A 25,949-nucleotide genomic window follows, 5' to 3' on the forward strand; every position below is an offset into this window, starting at 1 on the left:
ACAATTATGGCATTTTTAAGGGATCGTAATCCCAAAATATCGGAAATATCGCCCGCAACTCCCCGGATTGTATTTTCAAGAATACAAAAACAGGCATGAATTGCACTTTCAAGAATGCAATCTGCGGGCCGGCATGTCGGGTATGTCATGTACACTTTGCAAAAACAGCCTCTTTTTGTAAGATATAGCTTACAACTGGGCCTCTGAAGCTCCGGTAAACCCTTCCTTTTCGGGGACCCTATCCTTGGGAAAACCCCTATGACAACGACTCCTTTCAAGCATATCGTGGGCGCGGTGCAGGCCGGGGAGCCCGCCTCGCTCCGTTTCTACGGCAAGATCACCGAAGCCTCCGCCGCGCGTTTCAACGAAGAGTTCGACTATGCGGAGAGCTGCTCCCCGTCGCTGATCCGCATTCTGATCAATTCCGAGGGCGGTTCGGTGCTGCACGGCATGAGCGTCTACGCCACGATCCGGAATTCGCGCGTTCCCACCGAGTGCGTCAACGAAGGCATGGCCGCCTCGATGGGTTCGGTACTCTGGGCCGCGGGTGCGCGTTCGCTGATGCGCGACTACGCGATTCTGATGATCCACAATCCCTTTCTTCCTACGGCAGGCAACGATACGGCCGCCGATATGGTCGCGGCCTTCACGCGCCAGATCAGGACCGTCTACCGCAAGCGCTTCGGGCTTCAGGAGGAGCACGTCGCCTCCATTATGGACGGCAAGGCGGGGCGCGAGGGCACCTACTTCGACGCCGAAGCGGCCGTTGCCGCGGGGATCATCCCGCAGGAGAATATTCTTCAGACCTCGGCACAGTTGCGCGAGCGGGTGCTCTCCGAGCTTTCGGCGCTGGAAGATGCGGCCGACATCCGGGAGATGATGTGCCGCGTCAGCGCCGAGGCTGCTGCGGCGGATACGGCTTTCAAACATTCTCCGGGGAGTCATTCTAACCTTAGTCAAATCATAACCGAACAACCCATGAGTAACGAAACGAAACCTTCGGCAGACTATTCGGCCGTAGCCGCCACCTTGGGGCTCAAGGAGGGCTTCCAGCCCAAGGACGTCATGGCCCGCCTCTCGGAGCTGCTTGCTGCGGAAGTCCGCCTGCGCGAACAGGAGAAAGCACTCAACGATGCTACGACCGTTCTGGCCGGCAAGGAGGCCACGATCCAGAACCTGCAGGCCAGTGTCACGGACCTCACGGCCTCGCTCAAGGTCTACCAGGACCGGGAGGCGCAGCAGAAGTCCGAACGTATCGAGGCGATGCTTGCAAAGGCGGCCGACAAGCTCCCTGCCGACGATCTTCCCAAGTGGCGACAGCTTGCCCAGGAGAACCCCGACCTGGTGGAGAGCACCCTGGAGAGCATTCCCGCCGTGGAGCAGATCTCCCGTCAGATCGCCTCCGACCCGGCAGGTGTTCAGGCGGCCGCCGCCGCGGCCAAGAGTGCCGAGGAGAAGATGGCCGAGAAGGTCTCGGCCGTCGTGGGCAAGGACTTCGCCTTCCGCACGCTCGGATAGCGGCCCCGGCACACCCCTCTATCAATTTGATGCGGGCCCGTCCCGCGATGCAGGCGTAAGTGGCTATTACGGTTGTGACAGATCAAGCTCAACGGACAACGAAAACTAATCTGCACAACGATAATGGCTGATACGGCAACATTCTTACAGAACGGCTACAACGGCGAGGTCCTCGAAGACCTGCTGACCTACACGGCCCAAGGCAACGACACCTACCGCGAAGGGCTGATCCACATCAAGAGCGGCATCCAGCATAAATACACGCTTCCCTCGATCCGTCTGGGCGAGGTCATCCAGGACAACGTCCCCACGCCGCAGAGCACGCACGGGGCGAAGGGCGCCGACGGCTTCAACGAGTACCAGTTCACGGAGCGCTACCTCGAACCGCAGGACTTCATGGTCTACCTGGAGTTCGACCCGCGCGACTTCGAGTCCTACTGGCGCTTCGCGCAGCCTACGGGCAACCTTGTCTTCCGCGAACTGGACCCCAAGCTGCAGGCCACGATGCTGCGCCTTCTGATGGACAAGAAGAACGAGTACATCGGCGGCGCGATCTGGACTGCGGCCAAGGGCGGTTCGGCCACGGCCGGCATCACGGCCCCTGCGGGCTGCACGGCCATCGGCGCGGGCAAGGAGAAATACTTCGACGGGGTCATCAAGCGCATTCTGGACAACGTGAACGCCACGGACGCCGAGACCGTCGCCGGCGGGCAGTGCATCCTCTCGGGCAACACGGAGCTGGCGGACGGCGCGGCCATCGAGGCGGCCCTGTACGCCATGTGGACCAAGTGCCCGAAGCAGATCCGCCGCAAGCCGCTCTCGTTCGTGATGAGCTGGGAGATGTGGGATCTCTACGACCGCTACCTCACGGACAAGACGGTCAAATACTCGGAGAACACGGAGGTGAACCGCTACCGCTTCAAGGGCAAGCGCATCATCCCGATCACGGGCGTTCCCGAGCACACGATCGTCCTGGGCAACTTCACCACGGGCATCGACTCGAACCTCTGGATGGGCGTGGACTACGCCAACGACACGGAGGTTCTGAAGGTCGACCGCCTGCAGTCCAACTCGGAGCTCTTCTTCTTCCAGATGCGCATGAAGATGGACGTGAACATCGTCAAGCCTGCCGAGATCGTCGTACACACCGCCTACAAGAAAGCCTAATCCCCATACCGGGGCAACCTGCCCGGGAGGCGGGGTGCAAGTCTCCGCCTCCTCTTTTTTTTCTCTCCAATCCCACACATTATGGCAAAGAAAGTAACAGACAACGATATGGCCGCACCCGCCGCGGCAGCGCCCATGTCGGCGCCCGTGGCTGGTGAGCCGGACGGAGTGCCGGAGACGGAAGAGACGACCCCGGAAGGCACTCCCACGCCTCCGACGTCCCCGGATACCGTCCCGGAGTATGCCGGACGCCTGCTGCAGGTCTTCCGCGGCTATGACAAGCTCTACATCGACCGCCTGGGCGGCACCTACACCGCCGACACGCCTCCGGTGTTCTGCACCGACGCCACGCTCTACACGAACCCTTACCACAAACCTTAAACACGATCGCCCGGATGGCACTTGGAAATGTATTCATCAGCGATGTCGACGGCAATATCCCGTACCAGGCCCCCTCGGATCAGGAGCGGGTCACCGGACTGCTCTTCGACATCTCGCAGCAGCCGAAGCTCTTCAGCGAGGGTTACGGCAAGGTCAACGAAAACAAGCTCAAGGCGGGCGATGTGGTCTACGTCACCAGCCGCAAGTCATCGATCAACGACTTCGGCATCATCGAGTGGACGGACGTCATAGACCCTGACCAGGAGGCGGTCGAGAACTTCATGTACGGGATCCCGGCCTACCACATCCGCGAGTTCTTCCGCATGTCGGGCGGCGTGGACAGCGCCGGCAGGCTCTACGTGATGTTCGCCGACTGCTCGAAGGACTGGGACGCCGTGGACGTGATGCAGCGCGCCGCCGGAGGCATGATCAACCAGTTGGGGGTGTGGACCGAGCAGCCGCTCTGGAGGCAGGGCAGCGAGGAGGAGCCTTACACCCTGAACCTGGTCAGAAGCCTTCAGGACAAGGCCGAGGCGATGGCCGCTCAGAACCAGCCCTTGTCGATCATTCTGTCGGCCAACCCCTCGACGACCGGGGCACAGACTACGGCAGGCCGGCAGATCGACCTTAGAAAGATCCCCACGGCCATCTGCGAGTCGAGCCGCGTGAGCGTCATCTTCGGACAGTCGGCCTCGGAGCAGGTACACCGCATGCAACTGCGCAATATGACTAACGCCCCCGTAGGGTTCCTCGGCGCCGTGATGGGCGCCGTCGCCCGGGCGGGTGTGCAGGAGTCCGTGGCGTGGGTCAAGCAGTTCAACCTCTTCGCCGACGACTTTCAGGACATCGAGCTGGGATTCGGGGACATCAACCTGGATGCCGACGACCAGCTTACGAGCGTCAACGTCTATGAGTCGCTCACTCCGACCTTGCTCGACGAGCTGGACGACAAGGGGTATATGTTTCCCATCAAGTACGCCGGGCGTGAGAACGGGATTTATATCTCGCGCGACCAGACCTGCTCGCACGGCGACTTCCGCACCATCGCCCGCAACCGTACGATCAACAAGAGCCGCCGCCAGGTGCGCAGTGCCTTGCTTCCGTATGTGAACTCCCCGCTGATGGTCAACCCCACGACGGGTTATCTGGCCACCTCCAAGATCACGGCCTTCAGCACCCTGATCGGGGATATCCTTGCCAAGATGCAGGCGGCGCAGGAGATCTCGGGCTATTCGGTGGTGATCGACCCGAACCAGAACGTGCTCCTGAACGACACGCTGCGCATCGGCTACACGATCGTCCCGGTGGGTGTGGCCACGCGCATCTACGTCGAAGAGGGCCTTTCACTAACCGTCAAATAATATCAAGGTATGCCGATAATAAACAACGTAGCATATTCCTGGTCGATGATCACCCTCTCCTCGACGGCGCTGGGCATCGACGAAGGCTCGACGACGCTCGAAGGGGTCTCGGGTATCAAGTGGAGCCGCAAGCGCAAGATCGAAAGCAACTACGGTCTGGGCGGCAAACCCGTGAGCCGCGGCTTCGGAAACATCGTCTACGAAGCCTCGATAACGATGGACTACAACACGCAGCAGACCCTGCGCTCGATTTACGGTTCGCTGTGCGACATCGGCGAGTTCGACCTGATCGTCTCGTTCGCCAACCCGCTGGCGTCGGACGACTGGACGACGACGACAATCACGTTGAAGGGCTGCATTTTCGATGAGGACGCCATGGAGTCGCAGCAGGACGACACGAACATCACGCACGAGTTCCAGTTGCACCCCTTCGACATTCAGATCGGCAATTCGACGCTCTGAACCATCCGTCTTATCTTTACACCGAACAGGGGCATGATGTAAGTCATGCCCCTGTCGTTTTATTGTGCCGGCCGACGATTCGGGGCCCGCAAATTGCCACACCTTCTTCCCATGACGTTTTGGGGTCCCCCGCGTCCGTGCGGTGGGGCCGAGCGCCGAAAAAGCCGGGAATTACCGAATAAAGTCTTTCCGTTTTGATTTAATTCGGCACCGAAAAAGAAAAAATGTTTTTAACGGAGGTGTATTATTATGGGAAACAGGAAAGAACTCGGAGAGAATACTCCGTCGATTTTACTGATGGCGGGCTTTACGGCCGTCATCGAGAACAAGCAACGCAAGGGCTGCGAGCGCACGGCGGCCAATTACCGCGCCGTCCTGCACAAGACGGCCGGCTATCTGGGCGATGATGCCGCGGCATTCCGGCTGCAGGACGTCACGGCACAGTGGGTCGGGGGCTTCGTGGAGTGGCTGCGCGCCCAGCATGCGGGCAAGCCGCAGACCGTGGATTTCTACCTGCGGACCCTGCGTGCGATGTGCAGCCATCTTCTGGTGCTGCGTCGTCTGCGCTGGAAGGGCGGGGCGAGCCCTTTTGCCGGCATACGGATCAAGGGTGTGCGTCATGCCAAACGGGCCCTCACCGAAGGCGAGGTGCGGCGCCTGGTGCACCCGTCGCTGCGGGCGCGTCTGCCGGCACACCTGCACTGCGCTCTGGACGTTCTTTTGTTCATCCTCTACGAGCGTGGCATGGTCTTCCAGGACGTTTACAACCTAAAGTGGGACATGGTCAGCTCCGACGGTCATATCTTCTATCTGCGCAGCAAGACGCACTGTCCGATCGACGTGGAGGTCACGCCCGAAGCGGCGCGGATCATGGAGCGCTACCGGCGCCGCGACACGGCGTGGGTGTTCCCGTTCCTGCACGAGGGCCGCTATGCGGGCCGTCGTGCGTTGAGCGAGGAGTCGGCCCTGCGGCGCATCAATGCCCAGGCCAAGCGTATCGGCGCCGAGGCTGACATTCCGATTCCGCTTACGACCTATGTGATGCGCCATACATGGGCGACGCTGATGCTCGAAGCGGGCAAGAGCGTGGAGCTGATCGGCCAGTGCCTGGGACATACGAGTATCCAGACCACGCAGATCTACCTGTCGAATATCTCCGTCAGCCGCGTGGACCGCGAGGTGGACGATATGGTGAACCGCATGCTGCGCCCGACGTCTGCGCGCCGTGCAAGAAACACGCGCGCCGCACCCCGTTCGAGAAACGCCGGACGCCGGGGCTCTCCTGCCTTGAAAAATGAGGGGGCTACGGAACACAAAACCAGAGCTGTTGCCCGCAAAAAAGAAACGGATTCGGGGATAAGAAGGCGACTCTCGGGAATAATCAGGAAAATTCCGTTTCTTGGTAAGAAAGAGAAAGTACAAAGAAACGGCTCACTCTAGGTCACCTAATTTGGTTGCAAAAGTAACATATTCAAGTTATTCTGCAAAAAAAAGAAACAAGAAATTTGCAACATTTTGCAGATAAAAATACGCCTCGGTAAAGAACGACAGTTGCAACGCGCTGTAATACAGGGTGTTTATTAATTCATCTTTTCTTTTTCTCTTTCTTACCAAGAAACAGAACCTCTCTCTAAGCTGCCGGTAAAACAGGAAAAGCTATATGAAGAGATTCTACTTAGTCGGAGTATTGACTGTCTTTTTGTTGGGTGTGGGCGCCAATCGGCTCTCGGCACAGGATCGGTTCGCTATCAAGACGAACCTGCTTTACGGGGGTCTTGCCCGGACTCCGAATCTCGGTGTTGAGATCGGCATTTCCCCGCGCTGGACGGTGGAGCTTTCGGGTGGTTACAACCCTTTCAACCTGAAAGGTTCGGATGAGGACAACCGCAAGCTGGTCCACTGGATTGCGATGCCGGAGTTCCGTTACTGGACGTGCCAGCGTTTCAACGGTCATTTTCTGGGCGTTCATGCCCTCTATTCCAATTACAATATCGGCAGCCATAACCTGCCTTTGCTCTTCGGGGACGGCTCGGGAGACTCTCGTTTCGAGGGCTGGGCCACGGGCGGCGGCGTGTCGTACGGCTACAGCGTGATTCTGGGCAAGCGGTGGAACCTGGAGTTCACCGTGGGCGTGGGTGTTATGTACCTGAACTACGACCGTTACGAGTGCCTTCGCTGCGGCAAGATCGAGCAGCGGGACGGCAGCCGCCTCTACTTCGGCCCCACGAAAGCGGGTATCACGCTCAGTTTCCTGATCTGGTAGCGTGGCGGACACCTAAATCATATACACACGAAAAAGATACGAGAGACAATCAAAAATCATTCGATATGAAAGGAAAGATTCTCATTCTTATGCTGACGGCTCTGCTCCCTGCGCTCCAGGGTGTCGCGGCCACTCCTTTGCACGAGGGCATTGCGGTGCGCGGGTTGCGCGCGTCGGTGGACGGCGACAGCCTCCGTATCCGCTTCCGCGCGGAGCTGGGACGCCATGTGACGGGCGGTCGCGACTATAAGCTGACGCTTCGTCCGGTGCTGGTGAGCGAGGCTTCGCAGCAGGCGCTTCGCCCGATCGAGGTTTACGGACGGCGTGTCGAGATTCTGGATGCCCGGAGTGCGCGTCCGCGCGTTGCGGACCTCACGGCGAGCGACCTGCGTCATCCGGCTCCGGGTGCGTTGCATGCCGAGGAGGGCTCGACGGTGGAGTACGCCGCCTCGCTTCCTTTGGAGAAGTGGATGGAGGGCTCCCAGTTGCGTCTGGAGCGTTTCCGCTCAGGGTGCTGCCGCACGGAGCGGCTCGGGATCGTCACGCTGGCCTCGGATGTCGTGGCGATACCCTCTGTAGACACGGCTCCGTTGTTGGCCCGCGCAGCCGATCTCGCGCGCACTTCGCAGCGGCTCTCTACGGGCGACAGCCTCGCGCGCGCCTACAGCTTCGTGGAGCCTCTCTCGGCGCTCGAAGCGCGGGAGGCAGCCTCCCAGGGCGGTCTGTTCGACCCGGATATGCCGCTGAAGATGGGCAAGGGCACGGAGTCGGCCCAGCAGGAGGAGCTGGAGAAGTTCATCGCCGCGAACGAGCAGGGGGCCCTGAAGATCTACTTCCCGCAGGGCAAGAGCGTTCTGGAGCGTTATTTCCGCGACAACAACGCCTCGCTTGTGAATCTGGCTTCGAGCATCAGCGCCATCATGGCCTCGAAGAGCTCGCGCGTGGCGCTGGTGGCGGTCGTGGGCAGCGCCTCTCCGGAGGGCACGCTGGCCTTCAACGACCGCCTGGCGTGGAACCGTGCGTTGAGCCTCAAGGAGTTCATCGGGGAGAACACGGCGCTCGCGCGGGATTCCATGCGTCTGTTCAACGGTTCGGAGGACTGGCGCGGCCTGCGCCGGCTGGTGGCCGCGAGCGACATGTACGAGAAGGAGGAGATCCTTCGCATTATCGACAACGTGCCCGTCAAGCAGGGACGTGAGCTGGAGCTGATGAAGCTCGGCAGCGGCCGCCCCTACCTCTATATGCTGGAGCATATGTTCCCCGAGCTGCGTAACGCGGCCTTCATCAAGGTCTACTACGAGAATGTACCCGACGCGGCCGCCGAGGCTTTGGCCGAGGGCGCCGCACAGGTTGCCGCGGGACACTACGCCGAGGCGCTGCGGACGCTCCGCGCGGCGGAGCCGGGCGCAAGGCGCGACCTGCTGCAGGGCATAAGCCTCTATTTCACGGGCCGCGAGGCGGATGCACTGCCGCTGCTGGAGCGTGCCGCCAAGGGCGGAGACCGGACTGCGGCGCAGTTCCTGGACGCGCTTCGGCGCACGGCCGAGCCCCGCACCTTCAAAGATGTGAACATCCCGGCCAAATAGCCCTTTGCGCCCGGGGCGGCGGGGGCTTCCGGCCCCGAACCGTCATACGGACGAACGGGGACAAATACGGATACAGGTTAAACAGAGACAGATAAACGGTATGCTGATAACATACGGACTTATCATCCGATGACACCTTTTTTAATTTCATTTTTCAATCATTTTTTACCAATTTTTAATTTTTTACATTTATGAAAACAAGATCGATTTTTGCAGGCGCTCTGGCGCTTATGGTGGCGCTGTCGTCCTGCAGCAAGGACGCCGAAGGACCCCAGGGCGGAGGCTCGGGCGGTTCGGATGTGGTGGAGGGTCTGAGCACCCTTGCAACGCTTCGCATCTCGCAGTACGGCCGTCCTGCGGGCAGCTATGCCGCCAATGACTATGTGAACAACCCGGATCAGCCTGTTACGGGAGAAACGGAGCTCAAGAGCGTGAAGGTGCTGGTCTTCTCGAACGATGTACTGGCTCAGATCGAGAATTTCGAGGCGGCTGATATCCAGGCCAAGGCCAAGACTTTCGTGACGACCACGGGCGCCAAGAAGTTCTACGCGCTGGCCAACTTCGACGCCGCCAAGCTTCCGGCGGACGACCAGCTTCTGGGCAAGAAGCTCGCCGACGTGCAGAAGACCGTGGTAGAGGTCGCTAACGTTGAAGAGCTCACTAAAAATGCAGAGTTCTGGATGACGAACGTCTATCCGGAAGGCGCCGTGGACGAGCCGCAGAAAATCATCGAGCAGGCTGACGAGACGGCAGTGGCGGGCGGCAAGAACAACGTCACGATCTACATCGGCCGTGCCTCTGTCAAGGTAACCCCGGCGCTGGGCACTACCCAGGCTACGGGCGGTGAGCTGGTGAACGCTAATTACCGCATGCGTCAGAACCCCAAGCGCTTCTACCTGTTCCCCGTATACGAGGCCGGTGTGACGGGCAAGATCGGCACGTACAACCAGCTCCTTACCCCGTACTACAACTCGACCGTGAACTTCGCTTACAATGGTGCTGATAACACGGATAGCTGGGCCTCCACCAACGGCGTTCAGGTCGCCAAGACGGTGGACTACTTCCACAACGGCGCTCCGGCCAATGTCGGCGATGAGCCTACGTTCGTAGCCTTCGGCACGCACTCCTACATTACGGAGAACGCCAACGCCGCCGAAATCCGTCATAAAGGCGCCTACATCTCTGTCAAAGGTACTTTCAACATCAAGATCGACGAGGCGGTGTTCGTCAACCCGGACGGCACCAAGAACGACGCTCACGGCTACACGCAGGGCGCTGACTTCTGGCGTGTCGCCAAGATCAACGCCGAGGGCCAGATCGAATACTACTGCGCCGGTGTCTACACCGAGGATATCGTAGCCCAGGCTCCTGCGAAGGTAATCGACCTGGGCTCAGACGGCTGGCACAAGGCGATCGCGTTCAAGCCCGCTAATGATCCTGTTGCTCCCGGTGTAGCCGAGAACGCCAAGGATTGGGACGCTACCGCTTACAAGGCCGTTTACTACAAGGATGCTACCAGCTACTACGGCCTGCACCTGGCCGACAACCGTCTGGTGGACGTTCCGAACAAGTACTCGGTAAAGCGTAACAACTCCTACAAGGTGAATATCACGAGCATCGCAGGTCCTGGCGACGCCAGCGAGGAGGATGTAACGAACAAACCCGGCGATATCGAGCAGGATGCCCACATGCAGGCCACGATCGAGGTTCTTCCGTGGCGTCTGGTAGAGCAGGAGGGCGGTATCTAAACCACTCAGGAAAGGAAGGGGCCCGGCCGTCCGTGAGGGACTACGGAGCGGAGGGCGGGCTTCTTCCCTTCTTTAACATCAAGACCATGCAGTTATAACGACAAAATTTATTCTATGAGACGTTTACTTTACTCCCTTCTTTTGGCGGCCGCGCTGCTTGGGACGGGCTGCACGAAGGAGGACCTGAGCGATTGCCCCACAGAGGTGCGACTCGATCTGAACTTCACCTACAACAAGGACGGAGTGGATAGGTTCGCGAGCGAAGTAAGCAGCGCCGAGTTCTTCCTCTACGGGCAGAACGGAGAGTTGTTGTGGAGCCGCACGCTCACCGCGGACGAGATTGCCGCGCAGAGCCTATCGCTGAGTGTCGGACCTGGCGCTGCTTCCTATACGGCAGTGCTGTGGGCGAACTACACGCAGGTACACTACGACTTGACGGGCCAGGAGCGTACGGAGGCGATGAACCTCGCGCTCAAGCACGCCGACGGCGTGGTGTCGCAGCGTCCCGGCCACCTGTTGCACGGGACCCTGAACTTCGAGACGGACGCGGAGCGCACTCCGGTGCACCGTCTGATGTCGCTGCGCAAGCTGACCAATACGGTGCATGTGATTTTAGAGGGCGCGATGTCGGGCACGAGGAACGCTTCGGGGACACCCTACAGCGTGCAGCTTTCCGGCAGCAACGGGGCATACAACTACGACGGCAGCAAGGCCGCCAGCCGGTCTCTGACCTATCTTCCCGAGTACACACATTATGTCGAAGGCCACCAGCAGGCGTTGGGCGCGGATTTCACGACCATGCACCTGTGCACGGGCGACGACATGCGGGTCACGGTTTTCAACGGCTCGCAGACCCTTTACGACGAACTGCTCGTCCCGCTGCTGATGCAGAGCGACGAGATCAACACGGACGAAGACCTGTGGCGTTACGACGAGTACACGCTGCTCTTCAACGCGAATATGGTCCTTACGGCCATCAAAGTACTGGACTGGACCATTATAGACACATCCGACGGCGGCATCTGATCCTTCGGGAGGGATGGCAATGAACGGATCACATAAAAAACGGCTATTATGACGACACGACATATACGACATACATTCCGTAACCTGCGCTACGCGGCGGCGGCCCTGCTGCTGTGCGGCGCTCTGGCGGGTTGCTCGAAGGAGATGGACATGGGCCCCGAGGCTCCGCCGGCGGAGCCTCCCGCCGTCACGGGCGGGGAGCTGAGCCTCTCGATCAGCGTGCCGGGCGTTGCGGCGCCCCAGAGCTACGCGCTGGGTGCTACGCAGGAGGGCGCCGTGCAGCGCGAGCTGCTGCACGTGCTCTTCTTCGCCTCGGACGGCGGTACGGCGGATGCGGACTTCCGCTATATCGACCGGCTGACGCCCGACGAGAAACAGTGGGGCGCCTCGCAGGCGGGCACCTCGGGCAACTACCGGCAGAACTTCCGCGTGGGGCTTCCCCTGAAGGCGGACGGCACGAACTACGCGAAGTACCGCGCGATGATCGTAAGCAACATCGACGAGGTGCAGATGGCGCTCTACGACGACCGGCTCGCGGGCAGCACGATCGACAATGCGCGTACGCTGATCCGCTTCGAGCATGCGGACGGCACGGTATGGAACACGGGCACGGGAGAGCCTGCCACGGGCTTCACGCCGCTGCCTCTGTGGGGCGAGTCGAGCCCCTTCACGGCCCAGGCGGCCAGCGTGAAGACGATTCCGCTGCTGCGGGCCGTTGCGCGCATCGATGTGGGTGTGAACCTCACGGGCAAGAATCTGGACCAAAACAATAAGTGGGACGGCACCTACGACCTGGACAACATCAACGGCCAGGACATGGATCTCCCGGGGCACACCTTCGAGATCCGGAGCGTGCGGCTCTACAATGCGGCACGCGGCGGACACCTCGCCCCGGCGGAGGGGAACTACGACAAGGACAAGCACAAGGCGACGGCGGCGACGGTGGACCAGGCGACGCCGATGCACACGACAGAACCTCACTATACGGCCGGCGGCACGGCCAAGAACATGCTGCGCCGGCAGATCTACCTCCCCGAGACGAAGAACAAGGGGGTGGATAACGACGACGACGCCTTCTACATCGTGGTGGGCGGCAGCTACAACGGCGGTGCGGAGAGTTTCTACCGCATCGACTTCTACGACCGCACGGGCGCAAACGGCGGTACGGCGGAGAACGAGCAGGGACAGGTGAAGCCCTCGGGACAGAACCGCTACGACATCCTGCGCAACCACGCCTACGTAATCAACATCCTGCGGGTGCGCGGCGAGGGCTATGCGACGGCGGAGCTGGCGGCGGCCTCGGAGCCGATCAACATGGAGATCGAGATCCGCAGCTGGGACCAGGGCGACAACATGGGCAACGTGGTTACCGACGGGCAGTACCGCCTGAGCGTGAGCGCCACGCAGATGCAATACCATCAGGACGGCACGGCGCAGGAGCTGAAGGTCTTCACGGACTACCTGCTGGCCGGCAACGCGGCGGCTTCGGGCTGGAAGATGAGCATCCCGAACGCTGCGGACAAGGCGGCGCTCATTTTCTACGACCAGACGGGTCAGGTGATCCCCGAGGCCGACTGGGCGAAGATGGAGGTCAGCGAGGGCATCGCCAACAAAACGGGAGTGCTGCGCGTGGGCCTCACGCGCTATACGGAAGATCTGGCCGGCGACCAGATGGAGCGCACGGTGACGCTTCGCTTCACGGCGGGGCGCATGACGCAGGACGTGGAGCTCATGCAGGACGTGCTCTCCACGGTATCCCTTTCTCTCTCCCCGGAGAAGATGTCCTTCACGCGCAATCCCAAGTCGGGGCAGTTCGTGACGGCCAAGCCCTCCCCGGCCGAGAACGTGACGCTCTACGTCTCGTGGGAGGACGCCGCGGGCAATACGGTAAAATACAACATTTCGAATACGAACGACCCCGCGAATGCGGGCATCACGCTCCCGGCGGGCTTTACGGACGATGCGGACGATAAGGACCGCAGGTTCTTCGAGCAGAGCGCCTCGGGCGGCAATATCTTCCAACTGCTGCCCAACAAGTGGGACGCGGAGCAGAACGGCGGTACGGATCCCGCGGCGCCGCGCATGTGGCGCTTCACGGTGACGGCCGAGTGGCCGGGCGGCTCTACAGCCTCCCGGGTGCTGGAGGTCGAGCAGAGCAACTGGCAGCTCACCTGGGAGCTGTGGGACCGGCAAGGCGGATCGCAGATCACCGCGCCCGTCTACCACAGGGTATCCTTCCCTGCCGAGGGCGGCACGCAGACCCCCTACGTCTACACGGGCGGGAACGTGCTGAAGTGGTACTTCGCCAGCCGTGAGATGACCGAGGGCAACTACTCGGGCGTGGAGTGGCTGGAGCAGTGGCGCGAGATGGGCAACAAGGACTATACGGGTAACGCAAGCCTCACGCTGACCGTACCCGCCAATCCGGAGATCGCGGACCGCGTGATGCGGCTCCAGGCGGCCTCGGACCAGGACGGCTTCGACCGCACGACGAGCTACGTGGAGATCCATCAGGCGGGCGGTGCGCTGGTGCTGGAGCCCGAGGGCGGCACGGGAACGAACGTCGCGAGCTTCTACCAGGATCCGAACGACCAGAAACGGTACGTGCTGGACTTCGGGCCCGTGCGTGCTGCGACCTTCAAGGCGGTCAACGTGCGTGCCAACACCGACTGGTGGTGGGAGTTGATCACCGGGGCGAGCGACGACCTGCCCGGGGCAGGCATAGCCTACACCACGCCGCTGCATATCGGCCAGGGACATCCCTACTACAAGGCTTACTTCTCCTCCGAGGACAAGAGCATAATCGCGGCGGGCATCGGCAATGCCACCACGGGCAACAGCGACAAGAACTCCACGACCAAGGTGTGGACTACGGCCTTCTCGTGGCGCAGCCTGCAGCTTCCGTGGCTCTCGACGACGGCCGTGAGCGACGAGGCCCTGACCAAGCTCAACCCCAAGCTGCCCCTGGCGGGCGACTACTATGTGGATCTGAAGCTACGCAATACGCACGACCAGTTGGATCCCACCGGCGATGCGGACCGCATCGATGCGGCGAGCCGCACGGTGCGCGTGCAGCGCACGATACCCTCGCTGTGGCACATCTCCCAATGGCCGCTCAACGGCTGGGACTACATGAACCTGGGCAACTTCCCCGCCTGGGCGACGGAAAACCTGGCGTTCAACACGAACACCGCGCTCAAGTGGGAGATCACGCGCGACGGCAAGGTGGTGGACCAGGGCGAATTCACGCCCCTGCAGGGCTACGAGAGCCACAGCATCGGCAGCATCCTTTCCAAGCAGGCCGTCGTTCCGGCAGCCAACTACGTGGACTTCACCAAGGACAAGGTCACCTGGGTCCTCACGGTGAGCGGCAGCCGGCAGACGGCGCAGGACAAGGAGGACGAGCCCTTCTCCCTGCAACGGACCTACTACACGGGCTATGAGATGAACATCCCCCTGACGACGAACCTCTCGCGCGGCAGCGTCATGAGCTACGAGGGCGGGGAGATCCTGCTGGACTTCTCGAACAGCACCTACCACGATGCACAGCAGGTCCGCATCGTCCGGCAGACGTACGATACGGACGGCAACCCCGTTGCGGGTTCGATCCAGTACGAGACCTACACGCTCGACGGCAGCAAGGGCCAGCGCTACATCAAGGTCACGGTGCCCTTCAACAGTTCCCAGAAGGATCTGTTCGCCTACTGGGCCGAGTACATACCTTACGGCCAGACCGAGTGGAGCCCTGTGTTCCACGACGGCACGATGGGCCCGGATACGAAGAAGTTCCTCTTCATCCAGGATGCGATGATGGGCTCCGCGCAGAAGGTCCTGGGCAAGACGCCCACCGCACTTCCGAACCTCGACCAGCTTAATGCCGGCGGAGGGGCGGTCGGCAGGTTGTATGAAGCGGTCGCGGGGGCCTCGGGCTTTTATTTCAAATTCAGCATATTGGACGGCTATCGTTCCAGGACCTGCAAGCTGACGGGCTACGGCTTCCGCGCGGCAATTCCCATAGACCGCTCGGTAGTCAACGGCCCCAACGACTGGCGGGCCGGCGCGTACGCGGATGAGTACAAGACGCTCTACGGCAAGGACGTTTCGGTCTGCGTAAACCTCATAGGCCGTTTTAACTATAACTGTACGACAGGAGTTACCGGCCAGCAGTGGTATCACCCTGAAACCATAACGAAGAACGTCCTGACGGACGATGGCGGGCGGAACGGCTGGCCAAGCCAATTCGGTTGTAATGGGACGCACGGCGTGACGAATGCATGGAAATACATTACCGGGACATCCGCCCGCTACGTGGATCAGAATGGCAGAGAGTCCGCAGCGATGACCGTGCTTTACGTGCGCGACCCCTCGACGATCAAGCCCGGGAAGGCCGCGACGGTGAACAGCGACTTTATGGGTACGAAGCAGTAACCGCACAAGCGCGTCCCTCCCTGCCGGGTGCGAAGAGCGCCCGGCGGGGAGGCGGGACGAGGGACTCAACATAGGGAAAAACGAGAAAAAATGACGATATGAAGAATCTAAAACAGAGAATGAGATCAACCCTGCTGAAGGTTCTGGCGGCGTGTACGGTGCTGTCCGGCGGCTGCACGAAGGATCTGACGCCGGAGTACGACGGCCCCGGCTCCGGGACAGGTGCCGGGGCGGGCGAGGCGATGCAGCTCACGCTGCGCGTCCCGGGCATTGCGGGCGGCGCGGCCAGCTATGCGGCCAGCGCGGAGCAGGAGTGCACGGTCGACGCCGATGAGCTCTTCGTGCTGCTCTACATGAAGGGCCCGGACGACAAATACATCTTCAAGCGCGTGGCTGTGCCCGAAAACCTGCAGCGCACCGACAACCCCGACCACGACCCCGACCGTCGCTACTACACGATGGACATACCCTTCGTGGAGGGCGAGACGGGCGTCCGCTTCATCGCCACGGTGGTGGCGGGCCTGAGCGGGGCGGAGCTCGAGGCGCTGGGCGGGGGTGCCGGATACCCGGACTTCACGGCCCTGAACGCACAGGTGCAGGATGAGCGGGAGATCGTGACGCTGGTGGAGCAGGAGCTCAGCTATACGGTTCCGGGCAAGACGCAGGGCAAGGCCGTGGCATGGCCCGCGGGCGGCATTACGGGGGCGTTCCAGCCCTTCCCGATGTGGGGCCGCACGGGGGACTTCCAGGTGCGCTCGGGCGCCGACATCGGCACGATCAAGCTCACGCGCGCCACGGCACGCATCGACGTGGGCGTGAACTTCCTCAAGAACGCCGACGGGAGCTACACGCTCTCGGCGATGCAGGCCGAGGGGCTCGGCGGCGACACCTACTTCGCCCTGGAGAACCTGCGCGTATACCGCACGCCCGGGCAGGGGCGCGTGGCCCCCGACAAGGATAACTGGGACGAGGTGAACCAGACGGCACTGAACGCTACGGCCTTCCCTGCGGTGGAGCAGGACCCCGTGCTCTACGGCTCGGAGATGCTCACCCTGCATCCCAACTTCCCCACCGGCGCCGAGGCCGCCACGCACAAGTGCTTCACGCGGACGGTCTACGTCCCCGAGGCCGAAAACCACGGGCTGGAGAGCGATGCGAGCGTGGCCCTGGTGGTGGGCGGCAAGTTCGGCAGCGCGACGGCCGCGCCGACCTACTACCGGGTGGACATCTATCAGCGGAGCGTCGACGCCGACGGCAACCCCCTCAAGCCTACGAAAGACACGCGTCTGGACATCCTGCGCAACCACGCTTACGTGGTGAACATCATCTCGGTCGCGGGCCCCGGCACCGACACCCCGGAGGAGGCGCTCAAGAGCGACCACACGAACATGACCGTCGAGGTGCTCTCGTGGAACCAGGACGATCAACTCGGTGACATCACCACCGACGGAGTCTACGTGCTCAACGTGGACAAGACCTACCAGGAATATTACGCCGACGGCTCGGCCGTGGAGTTCAACGTCGAGACCGACTACGACGGGGAGCTGGGCACGGGATGGACCATGGAGGCGGACGCCACGGCACAGGCTGCCGTGCGCTTCTACGACAACAAGGGCAAGGAGATCAAGTGGGGCGATCCCGAGTGGCCCTCGCAGGGCAAAAACGGCTCCACGCGCCTGCGTATCGGCATGACGGAGTTCTACCAGGCCGCGGGCGAGACCAACGTGAAGACGCGCGAGGCGGTGCTGACCTTCAAGGCCGGGCGCATGAAGGTGCGCGTGCGGCTGCGGCAGTCGAGCCTCGAGGTGGTGAAGATCACCTTCACGCCCGAGGAGCTCAACTACGGCAACACGCCCCAGCAACCCTCGCACGTAGCCATCGACGTCTCGACCAAGCGCGATTACACGATGACCGTACGCTGGCTGGGCCAGGACGGAACGACCACGCACGAGTGGGACATCATACCCGCCGACACGGACCCCTTCCCCGACCCGCGCTTCGCAAAGGAGAACTTCTTCGCCGTGGATCCCGAGGGGGGCTACCTCCTGATGCCCGAACCGCTCACGGACGGCGTGGCGCGTTCGTTCAAGTTCGACTTCGAGGTCACGGTACCCGCGCTGGACAACACCGTGGCCAAGGGCACGCTCTACGCCTACCAAAGCACCGCCGAGGTGAGCTGGTTCGTCGAGAACGGACTGGGACGCTACAAGAACCAGGTCTTCGCGCTCTACAACGGCGCCTGGGAGACGGGGCAGCAGCCCAAGGTGAGCGCCAACTCGACGCTGGTGTGGTGGTTTACACGCGGTGCGGGCATGGGTTCGAACCCGGAATGGATATACAACCTGGCAACGGTCATGGGCAAGAAGCAGACCGGAGGCTGGACGATGCCCACCTCGGTCCAGGTGCAGCCGAAGACCAACATCGGACGGCGCAGCTACCTGCTGCAGGCCAAGAGCGCCGAGGGCGGCTTCGACGAGAGCTCCTCGACCATGGAGATCGTGCAGTACGGACTCCCGCTGGTGCTGCGGCCCCAGACCTCGCCCGATGTGACCATCACCGGAGCGGAGGATCCCGACCGGCTCAAGGGTACGGAGTGGACGCGCGACTTCAAGGGCGAGCTCGCCCCGGCACAGGAGAATATCGACATGACCAGCAACACCGACTGGTACTGGAGCTGGAACAAGGGCACGGACGGATACACGGGCAAGGGCTCCGAGACATGGGACGACGTCTACGCGCAGATGTTCGGAAGCTGGACGTCGAAGACCGCGGAGCGGGTCAAGACCACCGACGGCCCGAAGGACGGCACCGTCGAGAAGACCTGGATGGGACACATGACCGAGCGGGCCACACCCCTGACACTCGGCACGCACGACCAGCTCGCGCCGCAGGGCAGGAACGTGCCCGTCGCGGGCGAGCGGACGCTCCGCATGGAGCTGCGTAACGCCAACCCGCAGCTGGAGGCCGAGGACGTGGAGCAGTACGCTTCGAGCCTCACCTTCAGGCGCGAGATGCCCGCCTACACCAACGAGCTCACATGGCCCTTCGACCCCGAGACCAACCTCGACCAGATGTACGACGAGGGCCGGTGGGCCCCTGCGCTGGTGTCGCTGTGGACCAACGCCACGGGCAAGCTGCAGGTAAAAACGCAGGACCTCGTCACGGCGGGAGCTACCGAGGACATCGCCGCCGAGTGGGACGTGGCCAGCACCAACGACCAGGGATACGCACGCCATACCAAGAAGATGACCGAGCTGCTCTCCCTGGACGAAAACAGCCAGATGGCGCCCAAGACCCGCGTGCGGCTCGCCTACACCGGAGAGCGGAGGCCCGAGACCAACGGGGGCAACGACCTGAACCAAACCGTGGAGATCGGGGCCGTAGACTACTACTACGGCATGCAGATACTTCCGCCGGCCCGCAACATGGCAACCGGACAGATCTGGCTCTCGCCAGCGAGCCACGACCTGAAGTTCGACTTCGCAGACAGCTACTTCCTCCGCCTGAAGGTGCGCCTGAAGGTCGAGAATTACTACAGCGACTACGAAATCATGCCGGAGGCGCAGCGAGAGACGACCTACTATCCCGACACGGACGGCTATACGATCGAATACGCTAAAGGCACGCTCTGGGAGCCGCCCACCGTCGTGGCCAACACTAACGCGAATACACTGAGGAAGATTACCGTCGAATACTTACAGGCAAATCCGGATGACGGGACCAGTACATGGGTTGCTATGGCGAATCCCGAAATATGGCAGGACGGGAGTGGCGTAAACATTGGCGGAGCCTTGCGCATCATCAATCGTCAGACAAGTACTTGGACTTTAAACCACAGATTTACCTCGAATAAACCAGATGACGTGAAAAAGGGAAACGGGTTTTTTGACAACCGGCAGAACTCGTGGATTTATGTGCATATAACTACTGACGCTGCCGCGTTTTCCGATCGATCGACAATCGACGCAGAAGTTACGAAAGGCACCGTGACGACGCGCCTTAACCCGGCTGTAGACTGGCAAGGGACAAAGGAAGGAGCCTGCATTTGGGGACATTTTACGATGCACAATGGAGTACAAACTCACGATATTCACTACTGCCAGAACCTCGGCGGCACTTGGCCGAATATGGTTTCAAACATTGGGTACGAATACGATGGGCCTCGAAGAAGCGGTAGAATGTTCAATGTCTATTGTGAAGGGTGCAAGGCACGTTATGCGCTTAACATCCCAATCCAACTTCGGGACCCGACTCAATACATTATACCTCGATACAAAGTTACCGCTGTCAATGTGAATCAATCACAGAGTACAAACAGCACACGAAGAATGCGTGAGGAGGGGGTAATCGCTGAGCTTAAAAAACAATAAAACGGATTAGATAAGGAGCCTCGAACCGCCCCTTTCGGGGGTCGAACGATCCGACCCTGCGTCCGCCGCCGCGAACCTTCCCGGCTCCGGCGGCGGTTCCGGGGCCCCGGAGGGGGCAAAACCGCCCTTCGGAGGCGTTCGGCAGCAGCCGGAAGAGCCTCAAGATGCTGACAGCTACAAAACTAACATAGTACGACCCATCAGAACGCCTACTGCCATGACACCCGCACCCCTTTCCCGGTACCAGATCCGTCCGCTTCCGTACTACAATACGGAGGCCGGAGCGGGCGAGCGCGCCCTGGCGCGGGCCCTGCGCGGGGAGTTCGTGCCCAAGGTGCGGCGGCTGCTTCCGGGCCATCACTTAGGCGGGTTGCACCACGATACGGCGGTGCGCTTCGTGCGGCGGCACAAGCGGGCGTACCCCTGTTTCGTGAAGGCCGACATCCGGCGCTTCTTCCCCGGCATCCGGCACAAGGACGCCGTGGTGGTGGGGCGAGGGCTTTATGGACACAGGAATATGATACACGCAGGATAGATGACCGGAGAGAAACACCATAGGAGGGGACGCGGAGCGTCCCGCTGGAGCCGTATTGCAAGTACGGTTTCGGGTCTTGCAGGCTGCCTCGTTTGGGGCGGCCTGCTGTTCCGGAGCGTATGGGTAGACTGGCCTTCGGAGCAGCGGCTCCCCGGGGCTCTGCTGCTGGGCCTTTTCCTCCTCTGCCTGCTTGTGGTGGGGCTCTGCGGGGTTCCGCTGCTGGGCGCACGCCGCAGCCCGCACTCTCGGGCGGCGGGTGCGGACCACACTCCCGGGTTCCCGGCCGCCTCGGAGCACGCTCCGATGCCCGATACGGACGGCCCGCCGACACCGTCCCCGCGCACTTCTTCGCGGGGCGTGGGCCGAGGCTCCGCGACGGCGCTGGGTCTCGCACTGCTGGGCGCGATGCTCGGGGGTTGCGAGCGCAAGGAGCTCTGCTACCCCGAGCCGAGCCGCCCGCTCGTGGTCTACCTTGCGCTGGACAACGACCTTTCGGGGGAGTGCGACGCGCGGCTGGCGGCCCTGTGTTCGGGCTGGCGTTCGGATATGGATGTGTGGGTCTATGCGGATACGCCCTCGGGGGCGTCGCTCTCGCACCTGGAGGGCACGGCTTCGGGCGTCGAGCTCCGCACGGTGGAGACGTACGGCGAGGAGAATTCGGCCTCGGGGGCTACGCTGGAGCGCGTTCTTCGGAGCGTGTGGCAACGCAGCCCTTCGGAGGGCTACGGGCTTCTGTTCTTCTCCCACGCTACGGGGTGGCTTCCCGAGGGGGCGTTGGCGCGTCCCCACGCCGAAGCCGCCTCCGTAGCTTCGGGAGCGGGCGGCGGCGCGACGCGCACGCTGGGGCGCGACGGGAGCGCCGAGATGTCTCTGGAAGCGTTCGCCGCGGCCATTCCGGAGGGTATGCCGCTGGATTATATCCTCTTCGAGGCGTGCCTCGTGGCGGGCGCGGAGGTCGCGCTGGAACTTTGCGGGCGCACGGATCTGCTGCTGGTCTCCTCGGCCGAGTTGCTGGTTCCGGGCTTCAGGCCCCTCTACGGGGAGTGCCTCGAGCTGCTGACCTCGCGCCGGCTCGGTACGGAGGAGCTTCTCACGACTTTCGGGCAGCGCTATATGCAATATGTCCGGCAGGAGTGCGCGGGCATCTACCGCTCGGCGACGCTGAGCGTCATCCGCACCTCGTCGCTGCCGGCCCTTGCCTCGGCGGTGCACCGGGCCACGGCGGGCCGCGCCGGGGAGACGGCTTCGGAGGAGCTGCTCTCGCAGCTCCAGCACTTCGACCGCCCGGGTCAGTACGGGGACCGCCCCGCCGCGGCGCGTTTCTTCGATCTGGAGGACTATGTGGAAAGGCTGCACGCCGCAAGCGGCGCTGATATGGCTTCGCTGGCGGCCTTCCATGCTGCACTGGAGGATGCGGTGGTGTGGTCAGACGCTACGGAGCAGTTCATGGGCGGTGCGGGGGCTCCCTACGGGGGCTTCGACATCGCCCGTCACGGGGGTCTTACGACCTACGTTCCGCGCGCGGAGTTCCCGTCCCTGAACGAGGCTTACCGGCAGACGGCCTGGTATCGTGCGATAACAACGAATGCTTTATGACAGGTAATGAAATCAATATCGCGGGGCTGAATGCAGCCCTCGCCGAGATGTCGGCGCTGGAGCGCTGGGCGACGGTCTCCGGGGCCCTGCTGGTCGCGGTGCTCGTGGCGCTCGTCACCGTCGTGCAGCTCCGCATCCGGCACCGGCGAGGAGAGATGCTCTCCTACGGCCGCTTTCTGGAGAATACCTACGGCACGGATTCGGTGCCGATGCTTCTCTACCGCTATTGGGAGCGTGAGGTGGAGCGGTACAACCGCTCCCGGCGGCGCTGGCCCTGGCGTCTTCTGTGGCGTGAGGCCCGGACGGATCGCTTCGTTCTCAAGGTCGCGGCGCCCCCGAAACCGGTGTCGGGGCCTCAGGCTCCGAAGCCCGTCGCCGTTGCCGCTGCCGATGCGAAGAGGCCCGAGACGCGGCCTTGCGATCCGCCGCCCGTTGCTGCTGTCTGTGACGCCGCGTCGGCCCCGCGGGCGCCGCAGCGCGCCGGGACCGAACCTGCCGGGACGAAGGAGCCGGCAGCAGCGCTTACGCCGGAAGAGACGAAGGACGAGGAGATGCGGGCTTTCCGGGGACGGCCCGCCCGCTCCGGAATTACTGAAAAGATAAGTTAAACTGTTTATGAAGGCAATGATTGAACGTTACACGCCGATTTCCCGGTTCCTGTACGAGGACGAGTACCTCTTCCACGACCTCGACCAGTCCGGGAGCGGCTTCGAATTCCTGTTCCTGATAGCGGGAATCATCATCGCCGCCGGCCTGCTGACGGCGGTTGTCTTGGGCTATAAAGCGTGGCGTCGCCGCCGGCTGTGCGACCCTCGCCGGGACCACTATCGCGACGACCGATGATACGGAGTGCGAAATACCTGCTTCGGATGTTTCCGGGCCTGAATGCGTATGGTTATGACGGGCGCTGATACGATGCTCTCTGCCGTGCCGCTGCTTGCTTCGCCGTTGCACCTTGCCGTGCTGTGCGGCGGGGGTGCTGTGGCCGTGCTGCTGGTGTTCTTCGCCCTCCGCCACCTCCGCATCGGATACCTTCGCCGCCGCATGGAGGATAACGGGCGCTTTCTGGAGAACGTCTACCCGCAGCGTGCCCTTCCGGAGCTGATTTACCGCTGCTGGGAGCATGACGTGGCGGCGTACAACCGCGCTCGGCGGCGCTGGCCCTGGCGTCTTCTGTGGCATGAAGCCCGGGCGGAACGCTTCACAGCCAAGCCCCCGCAGCCTCCGCGGGCGTCGTCGCTGCCGCAGGCTGCCAAGCCCGCCGCTTCCCGAGGCGTTCCGCGCGCCGGGCAGCGTCCGCGTGGCGCGCACCGCGGGGCGCGTCCTGCCGACAAGAATGGGGGATGCTAATCGAATATCTATGAAAAAACGAGTCTTACACACCGCTCTTCAGCCTGCGGCTGAAAACGGCCTTCCCGGCGGGGATGCTGTCCATGCCTGTTTTACCTATACGAGGTACGACGCCGGGCGGCGGGAGCGACGCTGCGACTCGCGCCACCACCTGCTGCTGTTTCTGGCGGGGCACGGCACGATTCGCTGCGATGCTTTCCCCGCGCGGACGTTTTGCGGGGGCGAGATGGTCCTGCTCCCGGCAGGCAGGCAGCCGCGCGGAGCTGACCATAAGCGCCGGTCTGCGGCTGCTCGACACGGCTTTCGGGACGCTGAGCATGGGCTGCGGGCAGCTCTTCCCGGCGGAGCCCGGGCCGCTGCTGACGAAGGGGGAGTGCGATTTCCGGTCTTTGGATATCCGGCCCCCGGTGGCCTTTTTCGCCGACACGCTGCGTGGTTACTGCCGGGACGGTTTCCGGAGCTCCGAGCAGCATGAGCTCAAGTGGCGGGAGCTGCAGCTCCTCATGCGGTGGTTCTACACGGACGAGGAGCTGATGGGGTTCTTCCGTCCGCTTCTCTGCCGAACGCCGGAGTCCGGGCCTGCCGGGACGAAAGACGAGGAGAGGCGGGAAGAGGTGCGGGCATCCGCCGCGCCTGCCCGTGCGGAGCCTTCTGCCGATAATACGACGGACTGATCCTCCGGGATGCTATGAAAAACCAAGTATAACGATTGTTAAAAACTAACCACTATGAAACGAAACACATTTATCGGCTGGACGCTCGCGGTTGCCGCGACGCTCGGCCTTTGGTCCTGCTCGGAGCAGGATAATTCCGGTCCCGACCCCGAGAGCGTCTCTGCGGCCGTGCAGGAGGCCTTCGAGGCCCGCTATCCGGGGGCTGCGAACGTCACATGGAGCCTGCGCGGGGAGTACGCCGTGGCCAGCTTCACGCCGGCCGCAGCGACCTACGCCCCGGCTTGGGGCGGCGGCAGCAATGCCTGGTTCGAGAACCGGAACGGGGCGTGGAACATGACCGAAACGGACATCGACTTCGCGTCGCTTCCCGCAGCCGTTCAGGAGGGCTTCAAGGCCAGCAAGTACGGCGACGGGGCCTTGTGGAGCCTCACGGGCGACGTGGACCGTCTCGAACGCCGCGACGTGATGCTCCCCACGGCGGAGGGCAGCGCCGTCGTGGTCTATGTGATCGAGGTGCGTAGCGCAGTTTCGGGGGGAGCTGTTACGACGGTGGAGCTCTACTTCTCCCCGGAGGGCATCCTCGTAGGCGAGGTTGCGGACGCCGAAGACGACGACTACGAGGGGCAGCTTCCGCAGCAGCCCGCCGCCGGCATCTCGGAGTGGCTCCAGAGCCATATCGTGGAGAAGGGCGGCCGCGTGCTCGAGATCGACGCCGAGGCCGGGGGTACGGAGGTGGAAGCCGTACTGGAGGGCCGCAAGCTGGAACTGTGGTTCGACAAGGCGCAGGCGTGGGTCTATACCCGGACCGACTACTACCGCAAGGACCTGACGGGTGCGATCCCTGCGGATATCTACGCCGCGCTGAAGAGCTCGGAGCACTACACCACCGACGAGGCCATCGACGAGATCGAGAAGGTGGAAACCAACGCCGCCAACGGCAGCAGGACGTGGTGGAAGTTCGAGCTGGAGACCCGCTGGGACGAGGTGGACGTGTATGTGGACCAGAGCGGCCTTCTTGCCGGGCGTCCCGAGCTCGACCCGGGACAGGGCGGCAGCGAGCCTTCTCCGGACGAGGTCGCGGCGTTCATCGCGCAGCAATACCCGGGTGCGCGCATCGTCGGGCGCGACTATGACGACGGGCTGCTCGAAGTGGAGATCCTGCACGAGAACATCCTCAAGGAGCTTCTCTTCAACGGCCGCCGGGAGTGGCTCCGCACCGAATGGGAGCTTCCCGCCTCGCAGCTTCCGGCAGCCGTAACGGCGGGCATCGCCGCCGGGGGCTACACTCTGGACGACGACGAGGCGGATTTCGTGCAGAGCCCTTCGCAGAGCTGCTACGAGGTGGAGGTGCGCAAAGACTATACCGAATATAAGCTGCGCATCGACCCGCAGGGCACGATCCTGGAGGCGGTGCGGGACTAAGGCTGCGAGACGGGGCATACGGGAGAGTCCATGCCCCGGCCCGTATCCTGTAACCCTAAAAA

Annotated in this window: 18 protein-coding genes; all 18 read left to right on the forward strand. The window is 62.4% G+C overall.

The genetic code is table 11. From position 1 onward, the window contains the following. Positions 1-258 precede the first annotated feature (258 nt). The 18 genes from ACGHP5_RS10460 to ACGHP5_RS10545 all read left to right on the forward strand — a co-directional run bounded on the left by ACGHP5_RS10460 (position 259) and on the right by ACGHP5_RS10545 (position 25,887). A complete protein-coding gene (locus ACGHP5_RS10460) occupies positions 259-1,518 on the forward strand; it encodes an ATP-dependent Clp protease proteolytic subunit (RefSeq protein ID WP_390566597.1) in 1,260 nt (419 codons plus the stop codon). A gap of 123 nt (positions 1,519-1,641) precedes the next feature. Further along, positions 1,642-2,685, forward strand: coding sequence for a hypothetical protein (locus ACGHP5_RS10465; protein ID WP_390566599.1), 1,044 nt, complete (start codon positions 1,642-1,644; stop codon positions 2,683-2,685). An 81-nt stretch (positions 2,686-2,766) separates the two neighbouring features. Next, positions 2,767-3,066, forward strand: coding sequence for a hypothetical protein (locus tag ACGHP5_RS10470; RefSeq protein WP_390566601.1), 300 nt, complete (start codon positions 2,767-2,769; stop codon positions 3,064-3,066). A 14-nt stretch (positions 3,067-3,080) separates the two neighbouring features. Next, positions 3,081-4,427, forward strand: coding sequence for a DUF2586 family protein (locus ACGHP5_RS10475; protein WP_390566602.1), 1,347 nt, complete (start codon positions 3,081-3,083; stop codon positions 4,425-4,427). 9 nt (positions 4,428-4,436) lie between these two features. After that, entirely contained in the window at positions 4,437-4,889 is a 453-nt protein-coding gene (locus tag ACGHP5_RS10480; protein ID WP_390566604.1) for a hypothetical protein, read from the forward strand. A gap of 249 nt (positions 4,890-5,138) precedes the next feature. Beyond that, a complete protein-coding gene (locus ACGHP5_RS10485; RefSeq protein ID WP_390566606.1) occupies positions 5,139-6,329 on the forward strand; it encodes a tyrosine-type recombinase/integrase in 1,191 nt (396 codons plus the stop codon). Positions 6,330-6,549: 220 nt separating this feature from the next. Further along, entirely contained in the window at positions 6,550-7,152 is a 603-nt protein-coding gene (locus ACGHP5_RS10490; protein WP_390566608.1) for a DUF3575 domain-containing protein, read from the forward strand. Positions 7,153-7,217: 65 nt separating this feature from the next. Continuing rightward, positions 7,218-8,738 (forward strand): hypothetical protein, encoded by a 1,521-nt coding sequence (locus ACGHP5_RS10495; RefSeq protein WP_390566610.1) that lies wholly within the window; start codon positions 7,218-7,220, stop codon positions 8,736-8,738. 191 nt (positions 8,739-8,929) lie between these two features. Beyond that, complete coding sequence (locus tag ACGHP5_RS10500) at positions 8,930-10,486, forward strand: Mfa1 family fimbria major subunit (RefSeq protein ID WP_390566612.1); 1,557 nt, start codon at positions 8,930-8,932, stop codon at positions 10,484-10,486. 114 nt (positions 10,487-10,600) lie between these two features. Continuing rightward, positions 10,601-11,512, forward strand: coding sequence for a FimB/Mfa2 family fimbrial subunit (locus tag ACGHP5_RS10505; protein WP_390566614.1), 912 nt, complete (start codon positions 10,601-10,603; stop codon positions 11,510-11,512). 48 nt (positions 11,513-11,560) lie between these two features. Next, complete coding sequence (locus ACGHP5_RS10510; RefSeq protein WP_390566616.1) at positions 11,561-15,940, forward strand: hypothetical protein; 4,380 nt, start codon at positions 11,561-11,563, stop codon at positions 15,938-15,940. Positions 15,941-16,059: 119 nt separating this feature from the next. Next, complete coding sequence (locus ACGHP5_RS10515) at positions 16,060-20,310, forward strand: hypothetical protein (protein WP_390566618.1); 4,251 nt, start codon at positions 16,060-16,062, stop codon at positions 20,308-20,310. 535 nt (positions 20,311-20,845) lie between these two features. Beyond that, positions 20,846-22,441, forward strand: a complete 1,596-nt coding sequence (locus tag ACGHP5_RS10520) for a clostripain-related cysteine peptidase (protein ID WP_390566620.1) — start codon at positions 20,846-20,848, stop codon at positions 22,439-22,441. Then, a complete protein-coding gene (locus ACGHP5_RS10525; RefSeq protein WP_390566622.1) occupies positions 22,438-23,049 on the forward strand; it encodes a hypothetical protein in 612 nt (203 codons plus the stop codon). The genes ACGHP5_RS10520 and ACGHP5_RS10525 overlap by 4 nt, the downstream gene beginning before the upstream one ends. Before the next feature lie 16 nt (positions 23,050-23,065). Continuing rightward, positions 23,066-23,284, forward strand: a complete 219-nt coding sequence (locus ACGHP5_RS10530) for a hypothetical protein (protein ID WP_390566624.1) — start codon at positions 23,066-23,068, stop codon at positions 23,282-23,284. 42 nt (positions 23,285-23,326) lie between these two features. Beyond that, positions 23,327-23,791, forward strand: coding sequence for a hypothetical protein (locus ACGHP5_RS10535; protein WP_390566625.1), 465 nt, complete (start codon positions 23,327-23,329; stop codon positions 23,789-23,791). Positions 23,792-23,874: 83 nt separating this feature from the next. Next, on the forward strand, positions 23,875-24,465 hold the full coding sequence (locus ACGHP5_RS10540) for a hypothetical protein (protein ID WP_390566627.1): 591 nt from the start codon (positions 23,875-23,877) through the stop codon (positions 24,463-24,465). A 54-nt stretch (positions 24,466-24,519) separates the two neighbouring features. After that, positions 24,520-25,887: a PepSY-like domain-containing protein gene (locus ACGHP5_RS10545; RefSeq protein ID WP_390566628.1), complete on the forward strand. Its 1,368-nt coding sequence runs from the start codon at positions 24,520-24,522 to the stop codon at positions 25,885-25,887. The last annotated feature ends 62 nt before the right edge of the window (positions 25,888-25,949 follow it).

The sequence above is a fragment of the Alistipes sp. i18-0019-D1 genome, assembly GCF_042852885.1.
Taxonomy (GTDB): Bacteria; Bacteroidota; Bacteroidia; order Bacteroidales; family Rikenellaceae; genus Alistipes.

Coding starts and splice junctions, on each gene's coding strand:
- ACGHP5_RS10495 (WP_390566610.1), top strand. CDS start 7,218: ATGAAAGGAAAGATTCTCATTCTTATGCTGACGGCTCTGCTCCCTGCG.
- ACGHP5_RS10465 (WP_390566599.1), top strand. CDS start 1,642: ATGGCTGATACGGCAACATTCTTACAGAACGGCTACAACGGCGAGGTC.
- ACGHP5_RS10545 (WP_390566628.1), top strand. CDS start 24,520: ATGAAACGAAACACATTTATCGGCTGGACGCTCGCGGTTGCCGCGACG.
- ACGHP5_RS10535 (WP_390566625.1), top strand. CDS start 23,327: ATGCGTATGGTTATGACGGGCGCTGATACGATGCTCTCTGCCGTGCCG.
- ACGHP5_RS10490 (WP_390566608.1), top strand. CDS start 6,550: ATGAAGAGATTCTACTTAGTCGGAGTATTGACTGTCTTTTTGTTGGGT.
- ACGHP5_RS10500 (WP_390566612.1), top strand. CDS start 8,930: ATGAAAACAAGATCGATTTTTGCAGGCGCTCTGGCGCTTATGGTGGCG.
- ACGHP5_RS10520 (WP_390566620.1), top strand. CDS start 20,846: ATGACCGGAGAGAAACACCATAGGAGGGGACGCGGAGCGTCCCGCTGG.
- ACGHP5_RS10470 (WP_390566601.1), top strand. CDS start 2,767: ATGGCAAAGAAAGTAACAGACAACGATATGGCCGCACCCGCCGCGGCA.
- ACGHP5_RS10525 (WP_390566622.1), top strand. CDS start 22,438: ATGACAGGTAATGAAATCAATATCGCGGGGCTGAATGCAGCCCTCGCC.
- ACGHP5_RS10460 (WP_390566597.1), top strand. CDS start 259: ATGACAACGACTCCTTTCAAGCATATCGTGGGCGCGGTGCAGGCCGGG.
- ACGHP5_RS10485 (WP_390566606.1), top strand. CDS start 5,139: ATGGGAAACAGGAAAGAACTCGGAGAGAATACTCCGTCGATTTTACTG.
- ACGHP5_RS10540 (WP_390566627.1), top strand. CDS start 23,875: ATGCCTGTTTTACCTATACGAGGTACGACGCCGGGCGGCGGGAGCGAC.
- ACGHP5_RS10530 (WP_390566624.1), top strand. CDS start 23,066: ATGATTGAACGTTACACGCCGATTTCCCGGTTCCTGTACGAGGACGAG.
- ACGHP5_RS10505 (WP_390566614.1), top strand. CDS start 10,601: ATGAGACGTTTACTTTACTCCCTTCTTTTGGCGGCCGCGCTGCTTGGG.
- ACGHP5_RS10475 (WP_390566602.1), top strand. CDS start 3,081: ATGGCACTTGGAAATGTATTCATCAGCGATGTCGACGGCAATATCCCG.
- ACGHP5_RS10480 (WP_390566604.1), top strand. CDS start 4,437: ATGCCGATAATAAACAACGTAGCATATTCCTGGTCGATGATCACCCTC.
- ACGHP5_RS10510 (WP_390566616.1), top strand. CDS start 11,561: ATGACGACACGACATATACGACATACATTCCGTAACCTGCGCTACGCG.
- ACGHP5_RS10515 (WP_390566618.1), top strand. CDS start 16,060: ATGAGATCAACCCTGCTGAAGGTTCTGGCGGCGTGTACGGTGCTGTCC.